This window comes from Paenibacillus sp. FSL A5-0031, assembly GCF_001956295.1.
Taxonomy (GTDB): domain Bacteria; phylum Bacillota; class Bacilli; order Paenibacillales; family Paenibacillaceae; genus Pristimantibacillus.
This window is the reverse complement of sequence record NZ_MRTD01000010.1, coordinates 105,770-124,514: the sequence shown is the minus strand read 5'-3', so window position 1 is coordinate 124,514 and position 18,745 is coordinate 105,770. Positions and strand designations below refer to the sequence as shown.

The window sequence follows — 18,745 nt, the reverse complement described above, 5'->3', positions numbered from 1 at the left end:
TTATGAAGAACAAAAGAGCAAAAAGCACTTCGTTGTTACTCGCAGTAACTCTGATGGCGGTTACGCTGTTTGGCTGCAGCAACAACAACGGTGGCGCCGTCAATAAGCCTTCGGACAACGCAGGCACAACTAACAGCGGTACAGAGCAAAAAGAGGTGAAACTCAAAGTTCTTCACAACTGGAACGGCTCCAGCGGCAGCGACACAGATACGACGGCGATCGAGAAGGTTATTAAAGAAAAAACGGGGATTACGATTGAGTGGGAATATACAAAGGGCAGTGAAGTTGAGAAAGTGAACACCATTTTTGCAACTCAAGATATGCCTGATATTTACACAGGTCCAGCTTGGGGCGGAGAGCTAGATGGAATTATAAAAGCAGCGAAGGAAGACCAATTGGTTGATCTTTCGGATAAGCTGGACAAATATCCAAATCTAGCAAAAGCGATTCAGAAAGACAATGTTCCGCCAGCGCTTTATGAGAAAGCTTTTGATGTGTACGGTGGCAAGCAGTTCTTACTTTACCAGAACCACCCTGCAACACCTGAGGATGCAATGGATTGGCTTTATGGCTTCTACGTCCGCAAGGATATTGCTGAGAAGGTTGGAGTAGATCCACAATCCGTACGTACAAAGGAAGAGCTTTATAGCTTCCTGAAAAAAATCAAGGACGCTGACCTGAAGGAAAATGGCATGTCTGTTATTCCTCTCGGAGGCTTTCATAACGGCTGGGCTGTCGGTATCGGCAATACGATGTTCTATGGCTCTGGTTATGTAGATAAAGGCGATGGAACGCTGGAAAACAGCTTCTTCTCGAAACAATACGAGGATTATACGCTGTATTACCGCAAGCTGATCTCCGAAGGTCTGCTTGATCTTGAAGCGTTTACGCAAACCGATCCAATCGCGAATGAGAAAATCAAGCAAGGCCGTATTGCAGTGCTGGCTGCTCACTATCCAGCGATTCTCGATGCTTCTAAGGACTATGTGAAAGCGCATCCAGGCAGCGATTATATTCCAGTTGGCCCGCTTGAGCGTGCTGGCGCTGCTGCAGACCGTCCTGCTGACCTTTCTATTCAAGGAAACAACGTAACCGTTATTCCAAAAAAATCGAAAAACGTAGATGCAGCGCTTCGCTTGCTGGACTATCTTGCTTCTGATGAAGGTTTCCTTCTCGTACGTTACGGCATTCAAGGCGAACATTGGGATATGGAAAACGGCAAGCCTGTAGCCAAAAAAGAATGGTTTGATAAATTCTCAGCGGACACAACGGGCAAGATGAAGAAAAACGAAGGCATGGGTATTGGCCTTGAGAGCATGTCTGGCCAAGACCGCATCAACTCCGTTGGCGCTGGAGACATCTGGTCTGATCAGGATCGTCTGGCAGCAATGGATAATGCGCGTAAAATTTTACGCCCTAACGGTATTAGTGTTATTTCGGCATACAATCCTGGCGACGTTATGATTAAGTCTCCACAGTGGGAAATGCTGAAGCCATCCATGGACAAAATAGGCGACGTCTGGAAAGAAGCGATTTATGCGAAATCGGATGAAGCGGCACTGAAAATCATTAATGATCTTCGCGGACAGATGAATAAAACAGGCTATAAAGAAGCAATGCAGTTTACTAATGACAACTTGAAAGGCAAGGAAGTTGCTTTGTTTGGAATGGCAAACTAAAGGAGGCTTCTCGCTTTGACGAAGGGTTTGGAACAACGAGCAGAGTGGACCGGTTTTCAGGAATCAAGGCCGTATGGCCCGAAGTATGATTTGCGGACCGATTTTGTCATGGTATACGGAATATCTGATGATTTGCCTGAGCGGATCGAAGGCTGGAGAAATGCTGGCTATAAGATTCATTTGATGACAGGTGTATCTTGGGGGGAGTATCAGGACTACTTGTATGGTCGATTCGACGGACGGGAGCACTGGGATGAAGCTCAAATGGACCGCAGCGGAAATCATCTGCTTCATGGCAAGGATGTTCCTTATATGGTTCCGACCATTGCCTTCGCTGAATATTTGGCTTCTCATATTAAACGGGCAATCGACTCTGGTGCAGAAGCGATTCATTTGGAGGAGCCGGAATTTTGGGCGGCATCGGGTTATTCCGATGCGTTCAAGCGGGAGTGGCTGAACTATTACGGGGAGGATTGGATTCCTCCCCACTCCTCGCCGGACGCTCAGTACAGAGCATCCAAGCTGAAGGCGGCAATGTACTATCGTGCGCTTGACCGGCTTTGCAGTCAAATGAAGGAATATTCGTTAGTAACCTACGGTAGAACGGTACGTTTCTATGTCCCAACTCACAGCTTGATTAATTACACGCAGTGGCGAATTATTAGTCCTGAGGCGCTGCTCGTGTCGATGCCTGGCTGTGACGGTTTCATTGCTCAGATCTGGACGGGAACGGCTCGTACTCCGAACGTTTATAAGGGACTGCGCAGAGAGCGAACCTTCGAGACGGCATATTTGGAATATGGAATTATGCAGGAGCTCACGCGTGGAACGGGGCGTGAAATGTGGTTCCTTCACGATCCGATTGAGGATAACCCTAGATACAGCTGGAGCGACTATCGTAAAAACTATCGTTCTACTGTTGTTGCTTCCCTGCTGCATCCTGAGGTGAAGCAATACGAGGTATGCCCATGGCCGCGCCGTGTATTCGAGGGCAGCTACCCGACTGAGGATGGGAAAGGAAAAGAAATGATCCCGGGTGACTATGCGACCGTGCTACTGACGGTCATGAATGTGCTGCGCGACATGCATAACCATGATGAGGTTGCTGGAGACGACGCCTACACAGCTGGCATTGGCCTTTGCTTATCCAACTCCGCGATGTATCAACGCGGGGACGTTATCCGTGAAGGAGAGCAGGAAGGCGAAGCTGCCAAATATGACGGAACGAGTTCAGCTGAAGAGCTGAGTGCAGAGCAGAAGGAGCTTCTTGACTGGTCATCCTTTTACGGACTCGCGCTTCCGCTCGTGAAGGTAGGCATTCCGCTAAGACCGGTACAGCTGGACAATATTTTGACCTTCCCAGGATATTTGGATCATTACCGGGTACTGCTGCTCAGCTACGAATTTATGAAGCCGGAACATCCGGGCATTCATCAAGCTATCGGACAATGGGTGAGGGAGGGCGGCATACTCATCTATGTCGGTGATGGATCGGACCCCTATCATGAAGTGCGGGAATGGTGGAACCGTGAGAACAGCCGCCGCTCTTACATGCGTCCGGAAGAACATTTATTCGAGTCGCTTGGCTTAGGTAGAAACCCGGAGCAAGGAGAGTTTGCGGTAGGCAGCGGTGCTGTTTTATTTTACCGTGAGAATCCGGCGGAGTTGTCCCGCTCTGAAGCTGGTGCAGCTCTTATACGGAGTGCTGTAAAAAGGTCACTCGAGATCCGCGGAGAAATGGTTGATTATAAGGAAAGCACCTCGCTGCATATTAGACGGGGGCCTTATGTCATTACTCATGTGCTGGATGAGAGGGAAGCGGATGATTCAATCGTTCTGGAGGGTCTGTTCGTTGATTTGTTCGAAGCGAACATGCCTGTGAAACATTCCGTGGAAATCAAATCGGGCGAGGACAGCTTGTTGTTTGATTTGAACTACTCTGATAACCAGCAAGGGGAAACAAGTATTCTTGTTAGTTCATCTCGCATTCGTGAGGAGCTGTCTGCTGAAAACCGAATTTCCTTTGTTTCAGAGTCACCGCTGGACATCACGGTTAGTACGCGCCTGCGTGTTCCAAGTGAGCCTAGCAGCGTCACAGCTGGTGATCAAACGGCATCATACGAGTATGATGGAGAGTCAGGAACGGTGCTTCTTCGCTATCCGGGCATTCCGGAAGGAATTGCAGTAAGCGTGGAATGGTAATGCGATAATAACCGAACGATCGAAGGGGCTGTCCCAAAAGTGATGAACTCACTGGAGAGATAGCTCGATATGAATATTGAAAAAATGGCGTCACAGAGATTTATTCCTGTGACGCCATTTTTCTATTTTGGTCTATTGATGTTTGCTTAAGCAAATGATGGACAAGCGAATTTTGGCGTGTGATCGAGGTAAGAAATTGAGCAATAAGCACGTATATGTTCTTACAGCTAGAGAAAGGGCTAGGTTTGTTGTCTGTAAGCACATATATGCGCTTATAGAGTAGCGGCGGCGTGTGATCGAGTTAAGAAATTGAGCAATAAGCACGTATATGTTCTTACAGCGAGAGAAAGGGCTAGTTTTGTTGTCTGTAAGCACAAATATGCGCTTATAGAGTAGCTGCGGCGTGTGATCGAGGTAAGAAATGGAGCAATAAGCACGCATATGTTCTTACAGCGAGAGAAAAAGCTGGGTTTGTTGTCTGTAAGCACAAATATGCGCTTATAGAGTAGCTACGGCGTATGATCGAGGTGTGAAATGGAGTAATAAGCACGTATATGTTCTTACAGCGAGAGAAAGGGCTAGGTTTGTTGTCTGTAAGCACATATATGCGCTTATAGAGTAGCTGTGGCGTATGATCGAGGTGGGAAATGGAGCTGGAGCTCAGACAGAGTGAACGTTTTCGGACCTATAACTTACGAACCTAGCAGCTCTTATTTTAATCAAAAGTAATAGATTAAAAGTTTAACGAACTCCAGAATCGTTATTTCGAGAATAATAGCTTATGACACCCAATTCAGCATGTTATAACGTTCATGAGGTTCGTTAAAACTTAAATAAGCTAGTTTTCATCACAATAAGAATAATACAGTTCGTTAGAGAATTGATCTTGGGATGTCTTGGGATGCCTTGATATGTTATGCGCAGAAATGGCTGAAAAAAGTTTGAGCAGTGGATGGGTACAAATTGCTGAGAAACGGTTATACTTAAGCACTTGAACAACACGGAAGCCATATTATTATACGATTAGGAAGCGATTTGATGATAAAAACCCATTCCAAGCTCAATCGGCAAAATGTGTTTACTGGTATATTATCTGCGATGCTGGCATGTACAGGCGGAGCCGTACTCATCGTGAGCAGCGCTGAAAAAGCAGGTTTTTCAACCTTAGAGCTCGTCGCGTGGCTGTTCGCCGTTTATTTTTTTGGCGGACTGCTGAACATAGCTTTGACGTTGATATATAAAATTCCGTTTGGCGGCGCGCATTCGATAACCGCCGTTGCTTTCTTAAGCACTTCTGCGACACAGTTTACCGTGCAGGAGTTAGCTGGTGCGAGCATTATTTCCGGGATTATTATCGCTGTATTTGGTTTATCTGGTCTGTCCGATAAGCTGCTGGCTTTCCTGCCCAAGCCGTTGATGGACGCGATGCTTGCCGGTTTAATATTCAACCATATTGTAAAAATCGTTCCCGCGGTCAAGGATGCTCCCTTTGTCGGGTTCATGGCATTGGTCGGTTTTTTCTTATTTCCCTGTTTATTCAAGGGCTTTCCGCCTGTGCTCGGCGTCGTTTGTATGGGGCTGCTTGCTCTATGGATTGGCTACGATTTGCCTCCTATGGAGGTGCTGCCGTTTGCGCTGCCGCATGTGGTGAGCCCTGAGTTTTCGATTAATGGGCTGTTATCGTTAGCTATCCCTTTGTCGATACTCGTGCTTAGCAACGATTTGTTTGTAGCTTTGGCAGCACTTCGCAAAAATGGCTATGAGCCATCCGCTTCCAAGACGATTACGATAACTGGTTTTGCCACGACTGCTGTAGCGTTTCTTGGCGGTCATAGCGTAAATGTTGGCGGAATGATGAGTATGCTGTGCAGCAGCGAAGAAGCTGGTGCACAGGAATATCGTCCTTATGCAGCGATTGTCTCGGGTGCATTAGTGGCGCTGTTTGGATTATTTGCTTGGAAGGTTATTGCCTTTATTAATATTCTGCCGTCTTCATTTATTTGGCTTCTAACGGGTTTTTCATTGATGGGGGTATTCATTCAAAGCCTTCAATCAGCTTTTTCGGAATCTACCTACCGCTACTCAACGGCCTTTACATTTGCGATTGCGGTAGCGAACGTCGCCTTTCTCGGCGTTTCTGCGCCTGTTTGGTGCTTGGCAATCGGCATGGTTACGATGAAATTGCTGGGCGAGGGAACGCGCAGCAATAGCAATGATGCCGTTCGTCAAAATAAACAGTAATAAAAGGGGACGATTATTCCCACGGAAACTTCGTCAGCAAAAAGTCAGCAAACTTTTTGCTCTCTTCTCTGCGCTGCTTCCTCATTGCCGTGCGATGCTCGGCTGTTTCATATAATTTAATTTCTTCTTCCGTTTCAGGGACAATACGAGGTACAAGTATTGTCTTATTTTGTTCATCTAAGGCAACGAAAGTAAGAAAAGAGGTTGCTGCTATTTTTCGCTCGCCGCTTCTTAAATCTTCTCGTATTACTTTCACAAAAACCTCGATTGAACTTTTGCCCGTCCAAGTAACGAAGGACTCTAGGGAAACGGAATCTGTTGGCCGGATTGGATGCAAGAAATCAACGGAATCCGTCGAAGCGGTTACCGCGGTAACTCTGCATAATTTGGAAGCGGATATCGAAGCGATATCATCGATATAAGACATAAGTTTGCCGCCGAACAACGTATTATGATTGTTTACATCGGTTGGGAATACTCTCGAAACCTTAAAGGATCGCGTTTCTTTGACATATTTATTTTCCAAAGCATTCACACAACTTTCTAGAAAGTGGCTGATCTTTGGGTATTTTCTCCCCTTTATGGATAGGTTATGCTTCTAAAATAAAACTTAAAAGGGTTCCACATATAAAGCTTGATTAGTATGTGGAACCCTTTATATATAGTTACTCTTGGCTGAGCTTTAACAACTGATCATTAACATTTTCGGTACTTAATCCCCCGTGATAACAAACGACGGATGCAATATCGAGGTCTACGTATTTTTTCAAAGAGAGACGAGCCTCTTTTATATGAGATTTTTTTTCACAAAATGAACTTTAATAGCCTCTGTGATCTCTTATCTATGAAAGGGGTGAGAACATGAATGTAAGCCGTCTTGTCAGACAAGCTCAAAAAGGCAACAAAGAAGCTTTATTACAACTAATCATAGCCGATCAGGACGCTTATTATCGCCTTGCCTACAGCTATTTGAGAAATGAGCATGACGCGATGGATGCCATGGCAGATATGATTGTTACGCTTTATGAAAAGCTGGATCAATTGCAAAAGAGTGAAGCCTTCTACAGCTGGAGCAAAACCATTCTCGTCAATCGTTGCAAAAAACTGCTCCGCCAAAAAGAACGATTTGTTCCACTGGGAGACGAGGGAGAATCATCCTTTGCTGGATTAACTGAAGATAACCCTTATCGCAACACGGAGTCTGAGATGAACATGCAGGTGCTGCTTTCTAATCTAAATGCACAGCAGCGGGAAGCTATCGAGCTTCGCTACGTACATGATCTTCCGTATCAGACGATTGCGGACATGACCTGTTCGCCGATTGGAACAATCAAATCAAGAATTTCGCAAGGCATACAAAAACTGAAAGCGATGATCGGAGGGGATCGTAATGAAAACGATCGAGGAGAGATTACAGGAGCACAAACAGAGCTTGAATATCGTGCAGGCACCGTCAGGACTTGAGGACAGACTTCGAAATGCACTTGAGCATGTTCCTGCTAAGAAAAGAAAGTTAAATAGAGCGATGACATGGGTTGTCGCATCAGCTGCAGCACTCCTATTAATTGTAGGCACTTATCAATATCCTGCATTTGCTTTTTACGGAGGCAAGTTGTTTAACAAAATCGAGCTGAACTCTCTTAGCTTCTCCGAAGTGGCGGAGCAAGGCTACGGACAATCGGTCAACAAAAGCAAAACGCTAGAGGACGGTACTGTCATTACCATCAACGGAGTTATTGCGGACGATAACGCTTTGCTTATGTATTATAGCATTGATAGAACCGAAGGCTCTGTATTTACTGACAATAGTTCACTGCGTTATAACGTGGGTCAAATGGAAGGATTTTTGACGGATTCCGATCCCAAAGAAGGAAGCGGCAATTATAGCAAAGACGAGACCCAGTACGAGGGTGTCTATAAATTTGAATCGGTTAGTCCATTCTCTAGAACATTAACCGTTACATTTAGTGAGTGGCTAGAAAATGGAGAACGGGCATCTTACCCAATCTCCTTCAAGTTTGAAGCGAATAAAGCGATGAAAAGCATGCTTAAAGAGGATATCTCAAAATCCGTTTCGGTCGATGAGGGAACGGTCCACTATGACGCCATCACAGCTTCACCTACTTCTACCATCGTAAAGGGACATTATGAAATGAATGATGGGGGATACCCGAGGTTCTCAGGCAAAACAAAGCTTTATGTGAATGGAACAGAAGTGAAATCATGGGGAATGCAGTCGGATCATTCCGGTGAAAAGGGTAAAGCAGCATTTGAACTTGAATTTGATGTGCTGCCGACAGACAAGCTGGAAACCATTGAGCTCGTACTTGAAAATTTTGCTGGCTATCAGAAAATAGAAGAACCGATCTCCCTAGCTTCACCATCAGATCTGTCCATAAAGATTGGGAATGAAAAGTTATGGATTCGCAGCGTCACAAAAACCGATACAGGTTATGATATCGTTATCGCCAGAAAACAATTTACAATCTTGGAAACGGAAAACTTATCTGTTCAATCGGGTGATAGTGTAGTTCCTATCTCATCCATTTCCTCATCACGCCCGTGGGATTTGAAAAATGGCAATATCTTGTGGGAGCAGACGTTTTCTTTTAACACGGAGGAGGAACCGGAACAGCTGCTGCTTAACGGATTTTCCTATATTAAAACCTACGATAAGACCATCTCTATTCCTATGGATATCAAAAAGTAATTTGTATCAAACCATAAATGAAAAAGGGCTTCCCAAAAGCAGAAATGCTGCTCTCTGGGAAGCTCTTTCTTTTAGGCTGAAAAGACTAAAAGTTTCTCGCTATGGCGAAGAGAATTGGATTATAGCTGCAAGTTGCGATCAATTAAAGCGATGCGCTGCTCTACACATGCGTAGGAGCGAAGCGGATCTTCCGGTGTGTTTAAGCAATAGTCGAGCAGTTGATCGACGGTCGTTGCAGCAACGTGACAGCGTGTGTCGGAGGAAGCATAGTAAATATACACGTCACCGTTATCCTGTGCGATAACACCATTGCAGAAAGCTACGTTCGATACGTCGCCGACGCGTTCAATGCCCTCTGGCGCAAGCAAGTGGCCGCCCGGACGATGCGTTACTTTGTTAGGCTCCTGCAAGTCGGATAGGAATGCATAGAGTACATAACGCAAGCCAGCCGCAGTGTTGCGAACGCCGTGAGCAATATGAATCCAGCCTTTGTCCGTCTTAATTGGAGCGGGACCTTGACCGTTCTTCACTTCTTTAATTGTATGATAATGGCGTTCATCAATAATGATCTCACGCTCTACAACTGCGTTCTCGATCGTATCAGATAGTCCCCAGCCAATACCGCCGCCTGAACCCGTATCAATAAAGCCGTCTTGCGGTCGAGTATAAAAGGCGTATTTGCCGTCAACAAATTCAGGGTGAAGCACGACGTTGCGCTGTTGGTTGGACGCTGTTTTTAGATCAGCAAGGCGCTCCCATTGCTTCAAATCTTTTGTTCTTACGATACCGCATTGTGCAATCGCGCTCGACAGATCTCCTTTTGGAGCGGAAGGATCTTTCCTCTCTGTGCAGAACAGACCATAAATCCAGCCGTCCTCATGTTGAACGAGGCGCATATCATAGACGTTAATATCGGGATCGCTTGTTTCTGGAAGCAAGATAGGGTGGTTCCAGAAGCGGAAACCATCAACGGGGCTGTCACTCTCTGCAATGGCGAAAAATGATTTGCGATCATTGCCTTCAACGCGCGCTACGAGATGGAATTTGCCATTTAAGAAGATTGCGCCTGGATTGAATACGCAATGAACGCCGAGGCGCTCTATGAAATAAGGATTCGTCTCAGGATTAAAATCATATTTCCAAATCAGCGGAGCGTGTTCTGCTGTTAGAACAGGGTGCACGTAACGATCAAAAACACCGTTGCTAACTTCTGCTGGCTCGTTTTTACGCTGTACGAGCGCCTCATAACGGTCTGTTAGCATTTGCTTGCGTTCATTAAATTTACTCATTGTATAAACCTCCATTAGTGTGAAATTGCTGTACCAGACAAGCGTTCGATCATTTCAAAGCATGCGCGTCCATTATGATAAGGGCATTTCCAAGGACTAACCTTTTGTAAATTGTCGCTTGGAGCTCCATCGCGAGTTACGCTCCAGTGCCATTCGCCAAACTGTTTGTCGACGATAAAATTTTCAATGAACTGCCAAGATTTCAAAGCAGCCTCAAGGTATTTCTCATCGCCTGTCATTTGATAAGCATTATAGAAACCAACAACAGCCTCTGCTTGCGGCCACCAATCCTTGTGTGAATCGATGATCCCATCAGGACCTGCCTCATTAAGAAGACCGCCGTCCTCGTCAACGCCTTCATTCAGCGTCGCTTCTGCCATTCGAATGGCGACGGCTTTGGCTTCAGCCAGCAATGTTGCATCTCCAAGCACCTCAGCGGCCTCGACCAGCAGCCAGCTACCCTCGATATCGTGACCGTAAGAAATATGCTCGGATCTGCCGTTCCATTTTTCATCGAAGAAAAGGATAAAGTGCGCGTTATCTGGGTTAATAATATGTTTTATTGTGATTTCGATTAGTTCTCTCAGCTTGGCATGCAGTTCATCTGATTTCCATACCCGGTAAAGGTTCGTATAACCCTCCATGATGTGGAGATGAGTATTCATGGATTTCTTCTCGTTCAAATCCTTTTCACTCAGGCTATTATCGTCGGTTTCCAGCCACTCGCGTGTAAGAGCCTCGAAGTAACCTTTATATTGCTCATCGTAGCTATATTTCTCAAGCGTATGAAATAGTGAGATCGCTTTCTGAAGCGCAGCTTCATTGCCGGTAGCGCGGTAATACTCGGAGTAAGCATAAATAGCAAAGGCCTGGCCGTATACCTGCTTTTTCGTTTCGGCTGGGCTGCCAGCTGCGTCGACCATCCAGTATAATCCGCCGTATTCTTGATCTACAAAGTATTTATTTACATATCGATAGGCACGATCAGCCATTTCGAGATAAGCTTCATTGCCAGTCATGCGATAAGCGGAGGCAAAGGTCCACAAGATACGTGTGTTAAGCACCAAGCTTTTGCCAGCTTCATCGTTAACGGTTAAATCTCTGCTGATATTGCCGTAGAAACCGCCTTTTTGCTCATCGATCGTATGCTTCATCCAAAAGCCGAGAATATTAGATTCCAGCTCCTGCTTGATGCTTGCTAGCCACTGCTCGTTATTTACGTTCATTCGCCCAAACCTCCGTCACTCGATTCAGCTATTTTGGCTGCATAATATTGACGAACGGTTTGTTCTGCTTGCTTGCCATACATACAATAATCGTCGTTGGCACTCGCATCGGCCTCTTCATATAGTCTCGCCGGCCAATCCCAAAGCATAAAGCCGCCAACCCAATCACGTTTGTCCGTATGGGAGAACATCGTCTCGTAGAACTGACGCTGAACCTCTTCGCTAGGCGCGCCGGCAAGTCCCCAATCGTTCGGAATATATTGCGAGCCTTCGCGGCTAGGGCAGCCTGCTTCCATGAAGAAAAAAGGCTTGTCGTATTCGGATACGACCTTTTCAATCCGGTTCAGCTGCTCTTCCCAAGCATCGATAGGGTAGTAGCCGCTGGAAGAAATGACATCAACAGCATCCCACCATTTAATTTGGCCTTCTTGATATTTGTCACAGTTGTACGTAACGATGCCGGAATATACTTTGCGAACTTCTGCGATGAGCTCACGCCATTCCGTTTCTCTGCGATCGGTTTGAACCATTTCGCATCCAACACAAAACATTTCGCAACCTGTTTCTTCAGCCATTCTGGCATAGTGCAAAATGAATGTTGTATAAGAAGCGAACCAGTCAGACCATTTTGGCTCGCAAGGCACATCGAGATCAAAGAAATTAATATGTGCACGCCATGTGCCATCCGCACAATTGACGACCGGCTTCAAACAAACATTAAGGCCTAGTTCTTTTGCTTTGTGAATGGCACTAAGAACTTCCTCATCGGTAACCGTAGGCGCCTCGCGAAACTTAATTTCGGTAGAGTGGGCATGATCTTGAAGTGCGCCAAGTGCAATAGCTGTCCAGTTCACGCTTAACCGCTCGGCCATCAGTTCCATCGAACGATCCGCTTTTTCGCCAGTCCATGTGCCTCGAATGCCTGTCCAGCCCCATGTCATTCCGCCTATATAGGCTGCTTTAGTTGTCATTGGAGTCGCCTCACTTTGTATTTGGTATTTTTGTTATTGCTAATAATATTTTTGTTATATAACAAGTAAACATGATTCTAGTCTTGTTTGCAATACCTTTCTTGAACAGCAAGCAACCTTATAAAATTGCTTCATTTAATAACACGGAAAGCGGCATGTGTATGCACAATAATGAGTGAAAATGCGTAAAAAAGCGTTTTCACAAAATGACAGTTGAAGACTATAAATCATATTTTAAACCATTTTAGAACCACATTTTATGAGGTATTATCGAAATGTAAGCGGAATCAAAACGAGCCGAGGGGGATTTAGAAAATGAAAAAAGTCATTTCGTTAGCACTTGTTTCTGTAGTTATGCTAACATCGTTAGCTGCATGTGGTGGAAATAACGCAAGCACGAATACACCTACGAACAAGCCGAGCACGGATAACACCGCAACAAACAAACCGGAAAACGGTGGAACAGAAGAAGCATCAACGATAAAAGGTGAAGTCGTATTCTTAACAAACCGTACCGACATGATTGACAAACAGTACGTCGATTACGAAAAACGTTTTGAAGACAAATACCCTGGTGTCGATCTTAAATTTGAAGCCATAACAGACTATGATAAAACGTTGAAAATCCGCATCGCTTCCGGAGACTTCCCAGATGTCGTATTTGTACCAACCATTCCAAACGCAGAGCTGCCTAATTATTTCGCTCCGCTTGACGACATTGCATTCTCAGGTGAAATTCACTTCAAGGATTTGAAGGCGCAAGAAGGCAAAATGTATGGCGTATCCTCCGGCGGATCGACAGTCGGTATCGTATACAACAAGAAAGCTTTCGAGAAAGCAGGCATTACAGCTCTTCCAAAAACGTACGACGAATTTCTAGCTGCATCGCAAAAGCTTAAAGACGCTGGCATCGTGCCGCTTGCATCAAACTTCAAAGATAAATGGCCGCTTGATACTTGGGTATACGATGTTCCAACGCTAATCGGCGGAGCTTCTGACCACCAAAACAAACGTGCTGAATCTGAAACACCGTACACGCTTGATAATGCATACGGCAAATCATGGGGAATTCTTCGTGAGTTGTACACAAAAGGTTTCCTGGAAACAGACGTGAACTCGACGAACTGGGAGCAATCGAAAAAAGACGTAGCAACCGGCAAATTCGGTATGTATCTGCTTGGCAACTGGGTAATTAACCAAGTAATCGAAAACGGCGCTCCTGCTGAGGACATTGGCTTCTTCCCATTCCCGGTCGACAACACTGGCGAAGCGAAAGCACCGCTTAACCCGGATTTCTTCTATGCAGTTAACAAAAACGGCAATGTTGATGCAGGAAAAGCATTCGTACAATGGATGATCGAAGAATCCGGTTATGACGATTTCGCAGGTTTCATTCCTACTTTGAAAGCGAAAGAATCGAAGCTTCCACAGCTTTCGGAATTCAACAGCTTTACCCCTAAATTTTTCGAGCCGGCTGCACCAGTAGATGCAGCGACTGAAATTCAAAACAAAGCGCAGCTTGATCAAGCTGCAGTTGTACAAGAATTCGTATTAGCGAAAGACCCGCAAAAAGTATTGGATAAAGTAAACACAGCGTGGGCGAAAGCGAAAAAAGATTTAGGATTGTAAGGGCTGCGTGCAGGATGGGTAACCTTAACGGTTGTCTATCCTGCACCTTCCGATTAGAAAGACGCAGGGAGGATGGGGTTGTCTCATGTTTAGCAGATTGCCTTTTAAAACACAGAAGAACTATGTCATTATTGGCTTCGTCGCATTGCCGCTGCTGCTGCTGCTGACATTCGCCTATTATCCGGCAATGGAACTCATTCGATTAAGCTTTACGAGCTGGGACGGCTTAAGTCAAAACAAACCATGGATCGGTTGGTCGAACTACAAAGAAGTATTTTCAAATCCAGCTATATTTGGCGTCTTCAAACATAACTTTGCCTATTTCGCTGTTGGAATCGTACAAAATATCGCCGCGATTTATTTCGCAGTGGTGCTGAACAGCAAGCTGAAGGGGAAAAACTTTTTCAGGCTGCTGCTTTTTTTACCGTACATCCTAAATGGCGTTGCTGTAGCATACTTATTCGGTTACGTATTCGATACGACAAACGGATCATTAAACTATTTGCTAGGACAGCTCGGCTTTGATGCACTCTCCAAAACAAGCTGGCTCGGCAGTGGTTCTTTTGTAAACTATACGCTTGCTTCTATTGGCTTCTGGCGCTTTATGGGCTTCAATATGGTCATTTATTTGGCGGCGCTTCAATCGATTCCAAGTGATATTTACGAAGCGGCATCGATTGACGGGGCAAACGGCTGGCAAAAATTTATTAGCATCACGCTGCCGAATATTTACAAAATTATCGAGCTCAATTTGTTCCTAACGGTCACCGGCGCTTTAGAGGTGTTTGATCTGCCTTATATTTTAACTAAGGGCGGGCCGGCAGGATCGAGTGAAACCTTCGTTATGAAAATTGTTGAGACCGCCTTTCAGTTCAACAACTATGGCTTGGCATCCGCAATGAGCGTCGTCTTGTTACTCTTTGTTGTCATTGTATTATCGATTCAGCGGTTTTTGTTGAAAGGAAAGGGGGAATAATCGATGAATAAATCCAATAAGCTTTGGGACACAATCAAGTATTTAAGCCTTCTATTGGCTGCGTTTGCGATTTTGTTCCCGCCTTATATCATCGTCGTCAATGCTTTTAAGACGAAGGATGAATTTCACACGAAATCGACGATCGCTATGCCGGATAGCTTTCTCTATTTTAAAAACTTTGCACAAGCCTTCAAGCAGGCGGATATGCTCCATGCGTTCGGGAATACGCTGTTCATTATCGCGATCACGCTAATTTTGAACATATTGATCGGATCGGCGTTCTGTTATGCCGTTGGGCGCTTCAATTTCAAATTTAAAGGCCCGTTAGTCGGCTTGTTCCTATTCGCCACGATTATTCCAGCGATTACAACGCAAGTCGTCAACTACAAAACGATTCAGGCGCTTGGCTTAACGAATAATTTGATGGGACCTGTACTAATCTATGTAGGCGCAGATATTTTGCAAATCTACATTTATCTGCAATTCATTAGAAATATTCCTTATGAACTAGATGAAAGCGCGATGATCGAAGGTGCTTCATTGATTCGTATTTTCCGCTCCATCATCTTCCCGCTGCTTGCGCCAGCGACAGCGACAATCATTATTTTGAAAACAATCAGCATCTATAATGACATGTTTATTCCGCTCCTGTATCTGCCTAGGGCCGAACATGTTGTCGTATCAACGTCACTCATGCGCTTCTTCGGGGTCAACAGCGGGGACTGGCAAATGATATCTTCAGCCATTCTTATCATTATGATTCCTACCGCTATTCTTTATGTGTTCTTGCAAAAATATATTTTCGCGGGTGTGACAAGCGGTGCGGTTAAATAAACCGTCCGCTTTCTTTTCATTGCAGATGTACCGATTTTAGCACAAACTAGATGAGGAACACGCGGGGAGGAGCGAGCAGGATTGTTGAACATTATGATCGCGGATGATGAAGAATTCATAAGGCTGGGTCTAGAAAAAATATTAACGAAAATGGATTTGGACATCAAAGTTATCGGCTCCTACAGCAACGGAATGGACGCTTGGGCGCAAATTTCGAAGCTTAGTGAAGGCGAGCTGGATGTGCTGATTACCGATATAAAGATGCCGATGATGGACGGTTTGCGTCTTATTGAGCACTTGCGCGATAAGTCGATTGATACGATTGTGCTCAGTGGATTTAGTGAATTTGAATATGCGCGCAAGGCTCTTCGCTCGGGCGTCCGGGATTATTTGCTCAAGCCGGTGGACAAGGCGAACTTGTACGACATACTGGTTAAGATTGAGCAGGAGCGCAGTGAAAACGGGCAAACATCGGAATCAGCGGTATCTGCTCCAGCTCAAGAGACGATCTCGAAGGAAAAAGAGCATCATGTTATTGAGCAAATGAAAACGATTTTGGAGCAAGAATACGGCAAAAACTTCGAAATGGAGCGTATCGCTGACACCGTCGGCATGAGCGCCAATTATTTGAGCCGTTTATTTAAGCAGGAGACGGGCATGACGCTGACAGACTATTTGATCGATATTCGGATAGAGAAGGCAAAGCAATTTTTGAGCGATCATCCAAATTTGAAAAATTACGAAATATCACAGCTGGTCGGTTATAGTGATCCTGTTTACTTTAACAAGCTTTTTAAGAAAATGGTTGGAGAAACTCCAAAGGATTATAAAGCCAAGCACCACTAGTGCCGATGAACAAAATTGAATATAAGAAGTGCAATATCGCACATTTACAGGAAGGTGGAATGAGCGTAAGATGATGCGGTAGCTTGCCGAATTAAGAATGGTTGGACAGCATGCAGAGCTGCAGAAGGATGGAGAGAGAAATGTCAGAGAGGGTTGTAAAAACTCAGCTTGGTGCTGCAAAGGGACTAGCGAGCACATTTGAAAACGCGGCACTAGAGGAAAATGCCAGCCCGTTGAAGTTTTTATTGTCATTATACAAAGGCAACTTTGCCAATCTATTGATTTCATTATTATTTTTGTTCATCAAAAGCGCGCCCATTTATGTGCTGCCAATTGTAACAGCTAATATTATCAACATTGCGACGAATCCAGCAAAATATCCGCTAAGCGGCATTTGGATTAACTTTGTTATTATTTTGATCGTCATCCTGCAGAACATACCAACCCACGCCGCTTACATTTCTTTTTTGAGCCGTGCAGTAAGATATGTAGAAGCGGGACTTCGCAGCGCGCTTGTGCGCAAGCTGCAGCAGTTGTCCATTAATCAACATAGGGAGCTGCCTGCCGGCAAGCTGCAATCGAAGGTGCTGCGCGATGTCGAAGCGGTTGAGATGATGTCAAAGCAGTTCATGATTGCTTTGGCGCCGGCTGTCGTTAACATTATCGTATCGTTTATTATAACGCTGAACAGCAGCTGGATTGTGTCGTTGTTTTTTATACTGACCATTCCAATGTCTATAACAATCGTAACGATTTTCAGGCGCAAAATCCGTAAATCGAACAAGGAATTCCGTAAAGAAATAGAACACATGTCCTCTCGCGTGTCAGAGATGGTCGAGATGATTCCGATTACGCGCGCACACGGTCTGGAGAAGGTTGAGATCGCGCGTATTGACAAGACGCTGAGCAACATTCAAGGCAAAGGGTATCGGCTGGATTTGGTGGAGGCGTATTTTGGCTCAACAAACTGGGTGACGTTTCAAATTTTCCAGGTGCTTTGCTTAATTTTTACGGCATACTTAGCTTACAATGGGCAAATTCAGGTTGGCGACGTCGTTATGTACCAAGGCTTTTTTGCGATGATTTTGGCTTCCGTTACTGGTCTCATTAACATTTATCCGCAAATTGCCAAAGGTCTTGAATCGATTCATTCCATTAAAGAGATTTTGGTATCGACCGATATTGAAAATAATAGCGGCAAAAGAAAAGTTGCCGATGTACGAGGCGAATTTTCTTTCGAGGGTGTAGAGCTTTCATATCCGGGCAGTGAACATCATGTGCTTGAGGATGTTACCCTCGAAGTTGAAGCAGGCGAATGTATTGCATTTGTTGGCGCATCCGGCGCAGGCAAATCAACAGTGCTCAATCTAGTTATCGGCTTCCTGCAGCCAACGGGCGGGAAAGTAATGATGGACGGCATTGATTTGGCAGATATCGATCTGCGCAGCTATCGCAAGCATTTGGCGGTCGTGCCGCAAACGAATATTTTGTTCTCAGGTACGATTCGAGACAATATTACGTATGGCCTTCGAGATATTACCGATGAGCAAGTGAATCGTGTTGTTGAGATGGCTAACCTATCCGAGTTTATCGGGCAGCTTCCGGATGGCCTTGATACAATGGTTGGCGAACATGGTGGCAAGTTGTCTGGCGGCCAGCGTCAGCGGATTGCGATTGCACGTGCGCTTGTACGCGAGCCAAAAATTATTATTTTGGATGAAGCCACCTCCGCACTGGATAATGAGTCAGAATTTCATGTTCAGAAGGCGATGCAGGAGCTGATTAAGGGCCGGACGACATTCATTGTCGCTCACCGCCTGTCTACGATTCGTGATGCAGATCGTATTGTCGTCATGAAGCATGGACGTATTGTTGAGGTCGGAACCTTCGATGAGCTGATGGCAAGCAAAGGCGAGTTTTATAATTTGAAGCAGCTGCAGCTCTAGAAGAGGCGGGTCTGCTTCTAGATATGGCGGTTAAGGCTGATCGGGTGTTTTTATCTCGGTCAGCCTTTTTTTGCTTTACGCTTCCAATCACGAGCACCGTTTGAATCGTAATGTTCATATTTTTATAGAAGATATGAAAATTGTTTTATGATATCAGAAATAGCAATGCCTTATAATGTGAATATCATATCCAATA

General features: G+C 45.1%; 14 protein-coding genes and 1 pseudogene. 10 read left to right on the top strand and 5 right to left on the bottom strand.

Going from position 1 to position 18,745, the window contains the following annotated elements:
* Window positions 1-2 precede the first annotated feature (2 nt).
* From BK120_RS18515 to BK120_RS18505, 3 genes are all read left to right on the top strand, one after another.
* Window positions 3-1,679: an extracellular solute-binding protein gene (locus tag BK120_RS18515; RefSeq protein WP_076268990.1), complete on the top strand. Its 1,677-nt coding sequence runs from the start codon at window positions 3-5 to the stop codon at window positions 1,677-1,679.
* Between the two features lie 15 nt (window positions 1,680-1,694).
* On the top strand, window positions 1,695-3,881 hold the full coding sequence (locus BK120_RS18510) for a hypothetical protein (RefSeq protein WP_076268989.1): 2,187 nt from the start codon (window positions 1,695-1,697) through the stop codon (window positions 3,879-3,881).
* 1,038 nt (window positions 3,882-4,919) lie between these two features.
* Window positions 4,920-6,122, top strand: coding sequence for a benzoate/H(+) symporter BenE family transporter (locus tag BK120_RS18505; protein ID WP_076268988.1), 1,203 nt, complete (start codon window positions 4,920-4,922; stop codon window positions 6,120-6,122).
* A gap of 13 nt (window positions 6,123-6,135) precedes the next feature.
* On the opposite strand, the gene BK120_RS18500 is transcribed toward BK120_RS18505, so the two are convergent.
* Window positions 6,136-6,648: an acyl-CoA thioesterase gene (locus tag BK120_RS18500; RefSeq protein ID WP_076269129.1), complete on the bottom strand. Its 513-nt coding sequence runs from the start codon at window positions 6,646-6,648 to the stop codon at window positions 6,136-6,138.
* A 139-nt stretch (window positions 6,649-6,787) separates the two neighbouring features.
* Window positions 6,788-6,904 (bottom strand): annotated as a pseudogene (locus BK120_RS35990) (MBL fold metallo-hydrolase); the annotation flags it as partial.
* 79 nt (window positions 6,905-6,983) lie between these two features.
* On the opposite strand from BK120_RS35990, the gene BK120_RS18490 reads away from it, so the two are divergent.
* Both BK120_RS18490 and BK120_RS18485 read left to right on the top strand, forming a co-directional pair.
* The gene (locus BK120_RS18490) at window positions 6,984-7,586 is read left to right on the top strand and encodes an RNA polymerase sigma factor (protein ID WP_076268987.1); all 603 of its coding nucleotides are present in this window, start codon (window positions 6,984-6,986) and stop codon (window positions 7,584-7,586) included.
* On the top strand, window positions 7,513-8,832 hold the full coding sequence (locus BK120_RS18485; protein WP_076268986.1) for a DUF4179 domain-containing protein: 1,320 nt from the start codon (window positions 7,513-7,515) through the stop codon (window positions 8,830-8,832). Before BK120_RS18490 ends, BK120_RS18485 begins: the two co-directional genes overlap by 74 nt.
* Window positions 8,833-8,951: 119 nt before the next feature.
* On the opposite strand, the gene BK120_RS18480 is transcribed toward BK120_RS18485, so the two are convergent.
* Genes BK120_RS18480 through BK120_RS18470 form a run of 3 tightly spaced genes read right to left on the bottom strand, consistent with a single transcriptional unit; the run spans window position 8,952 to window position 12,318 of the window.
* On the bottom strand, window positions 8,952-10,121 hold the full coding sequence (locus tag BK120_RS18480) for a glycoside hydrolase family 130 protein (RefSeq protein ID WP_076268985.1): 1,170 nt from the start codon (window positions 10,119-10,121) through the stop codon (window positions 8,952-8,954).
* A gap of 14 nt (window positions 10,122-10,135) precedes the next feature.
* Window positions 10,136-11,347 carry an AGE family epimerase/isomerase gene (locus BK120_RS18475; RefSeq protein ID WP_076268984.1) on the bottom strand — a complete coding sequence of 404 codons (1,212 nt, stop codon included), beginning with the start codon at window positions 11,345-11,347 and terminating at the stop codon, window positions 10,136-10,138.
* Window positions 11,344-12,318, bottom strand: coding sequence for a glycoside hydrolase family 113 (locus BK120_RS18470; protein ID WP_076268983.1), 975 nt, complete (start codon window positions 12,316-12,318; stop codon window positions 11,344-11,346). Before BK120_RS18470 ends, BK120_RS18475 begins: the two co-directional genes overlap by 4 nt.
* Before the next feature lie 315 nt (window positions 12,319-12,633).
* Here BK120_RS18470 and BK120_RS18465 point away from each other — a divergent pair, with 315 nt between their 5' ends.
* The 5 genes from BK120_RS18465 (at window position 12,634) to BK120_RS18445 (ending at window position 18,549) form a co-directional block, all read left to right on the top strand.
* On the top strand, window positions 12,634-13,947 hold the full coding sequence (locus tag BK120_RS18465) for an ABC transporter substrate-binding protein (RefSeq protein WP_076268982.1): 1,314 nt from the start codon (window positions 12,634-12,636) through the stop codon (window positions 13,945-13,947).
* Between the two features lie 85 nt (window positions 13,948-14,032).
* A complete protein-coding gene (locus BK120_RS18460) occupies window positions 14,033-14,923 on the top strand; it encodes a carbohydrate ABC transporter permease (RefSeq protein ID WP_076268981.1) in 891 nt (296 codons plus the stop codon).
* A gap of 3 nt (window positions 14,924-14,926) precedes the next feature.
* Entirely contained in the window at window positions 14,927-15,757 is an 831-nt protein-coding gene (locus tag BK120_RS18455; RefSeq protein ID WP_076268980.1) for a carbohydrate ABC transporter permease, read from the top strand.
* Window positions 15,758-15,838: 81 nt separating this feature from the next.
* Window positions 15,839-16,603 (top strand): response regulator transcription factor, encoded by a 765-nt coding sequence (locus BK120_RS18450; protein WP_076268979.1) that lies wholly within the window; start codon window positions 15,839-15,841, stop codon window positions 16,601-16,603.
* A gap of 140 nt (window positions 16,604-16,743) precedes the next feature.
* On the top strand, window positions 16,744-18,549 hold the full coding sequence (locus BK120_RS18445; RefSeq protein ID WP_218639597.1) for an ABC transporter ATP-binding protein: 1,806 nt from the start codon (window positions 16,744-16,746) through the stop codon (window positions 18,547-18,549).
* Window positions 18,550-18,745 lie beyond the last annotated feature (196 nt).

What these genes read in the sequence shown, in the direction of transcription:
- BK120_RS18455 (WP_076268980.1), top strand. Translation starts at nt 14,927, where the DNA reads ATGAATAAATCCAATAAGCTTTGGGACACAATCAAGTATTTAAGCCTT.
- BK120_RS18475 (WP_076268984.1), bottom strand. Translation starts at nt 11,347, where the DNA reads ATGAACGTAAATAACGAGCAGTGGCTAGCAAGCATCAAGCAGGAGCTG.
- BK120_RS18470 (WP_076268983.1), bottom strand. Translation starts at nt 12,318, where the DNA reads ATGACAACTAAAGCAGCCTATATAGGCGGAATGACATGGGGCTGGACA.
- BK120_RS18515 (WP_076268990.1), top strand. Translation starts at nt 3, where the DNA reads ATGAAGAACAAAAGAGCAAAAAGCACTTCGTTGTTACTCGCAGTAACT.
- BK120_RS18460 (WP_076268981.1), top strand. Translation starts at nt 14,033, where the DNA reads ATGTTTAGCAGATTGCCTTTTAAAACACAGAAGAACTATGTCATTATT.
- BK120_RS18490 (WP_076268987.1), top strand. Translation starts at nt 6,984, where the DNA reads ATGAATGTAAGCCGTCTTGTCAGACAAGCTCAAAAAGGCAACAAAGAA.
- BK120_RS18465 (WP_076268982.1), top strand. Translation starts at nt 12,634, where the DNA reads ATGAAAAAAGTCATTTCGTTAGCACTTGTTTCTGTAGTTATGCTAACA.
- BK120_RS18505 (WP_076268988.1), top strand. Translation starts at nt 4,920, where the DNA reads ATGATAAAAACCCATTCCAAGCTCAATCGGCAAAATGTGTTTACTGGT.
- BK120_RS18445 (WP_218639597.1), top strand. Translation starts at nt 16,744, where the DNA reads ATGTCAGAGAGGGTTGTAAAAACTCAGCTTGGTGCTGCAAAGGGACTA.
- BK120_RS18480 (WP_076268985.1), bottom strand. Translation starts at nt 10,121, where the DNA reads ATGAGTAAATTTAATGAACGCAAGCAAATGCTAACAGACCGTTATGAG.
- BK120_RS18485 (WP_076268986.1), top strand. Translation starts at nt 7,513, where the DNA reads ATGAAAACGATCGAGGAGAGATTACAGGAGCACAAACAGAGCTTGAAT.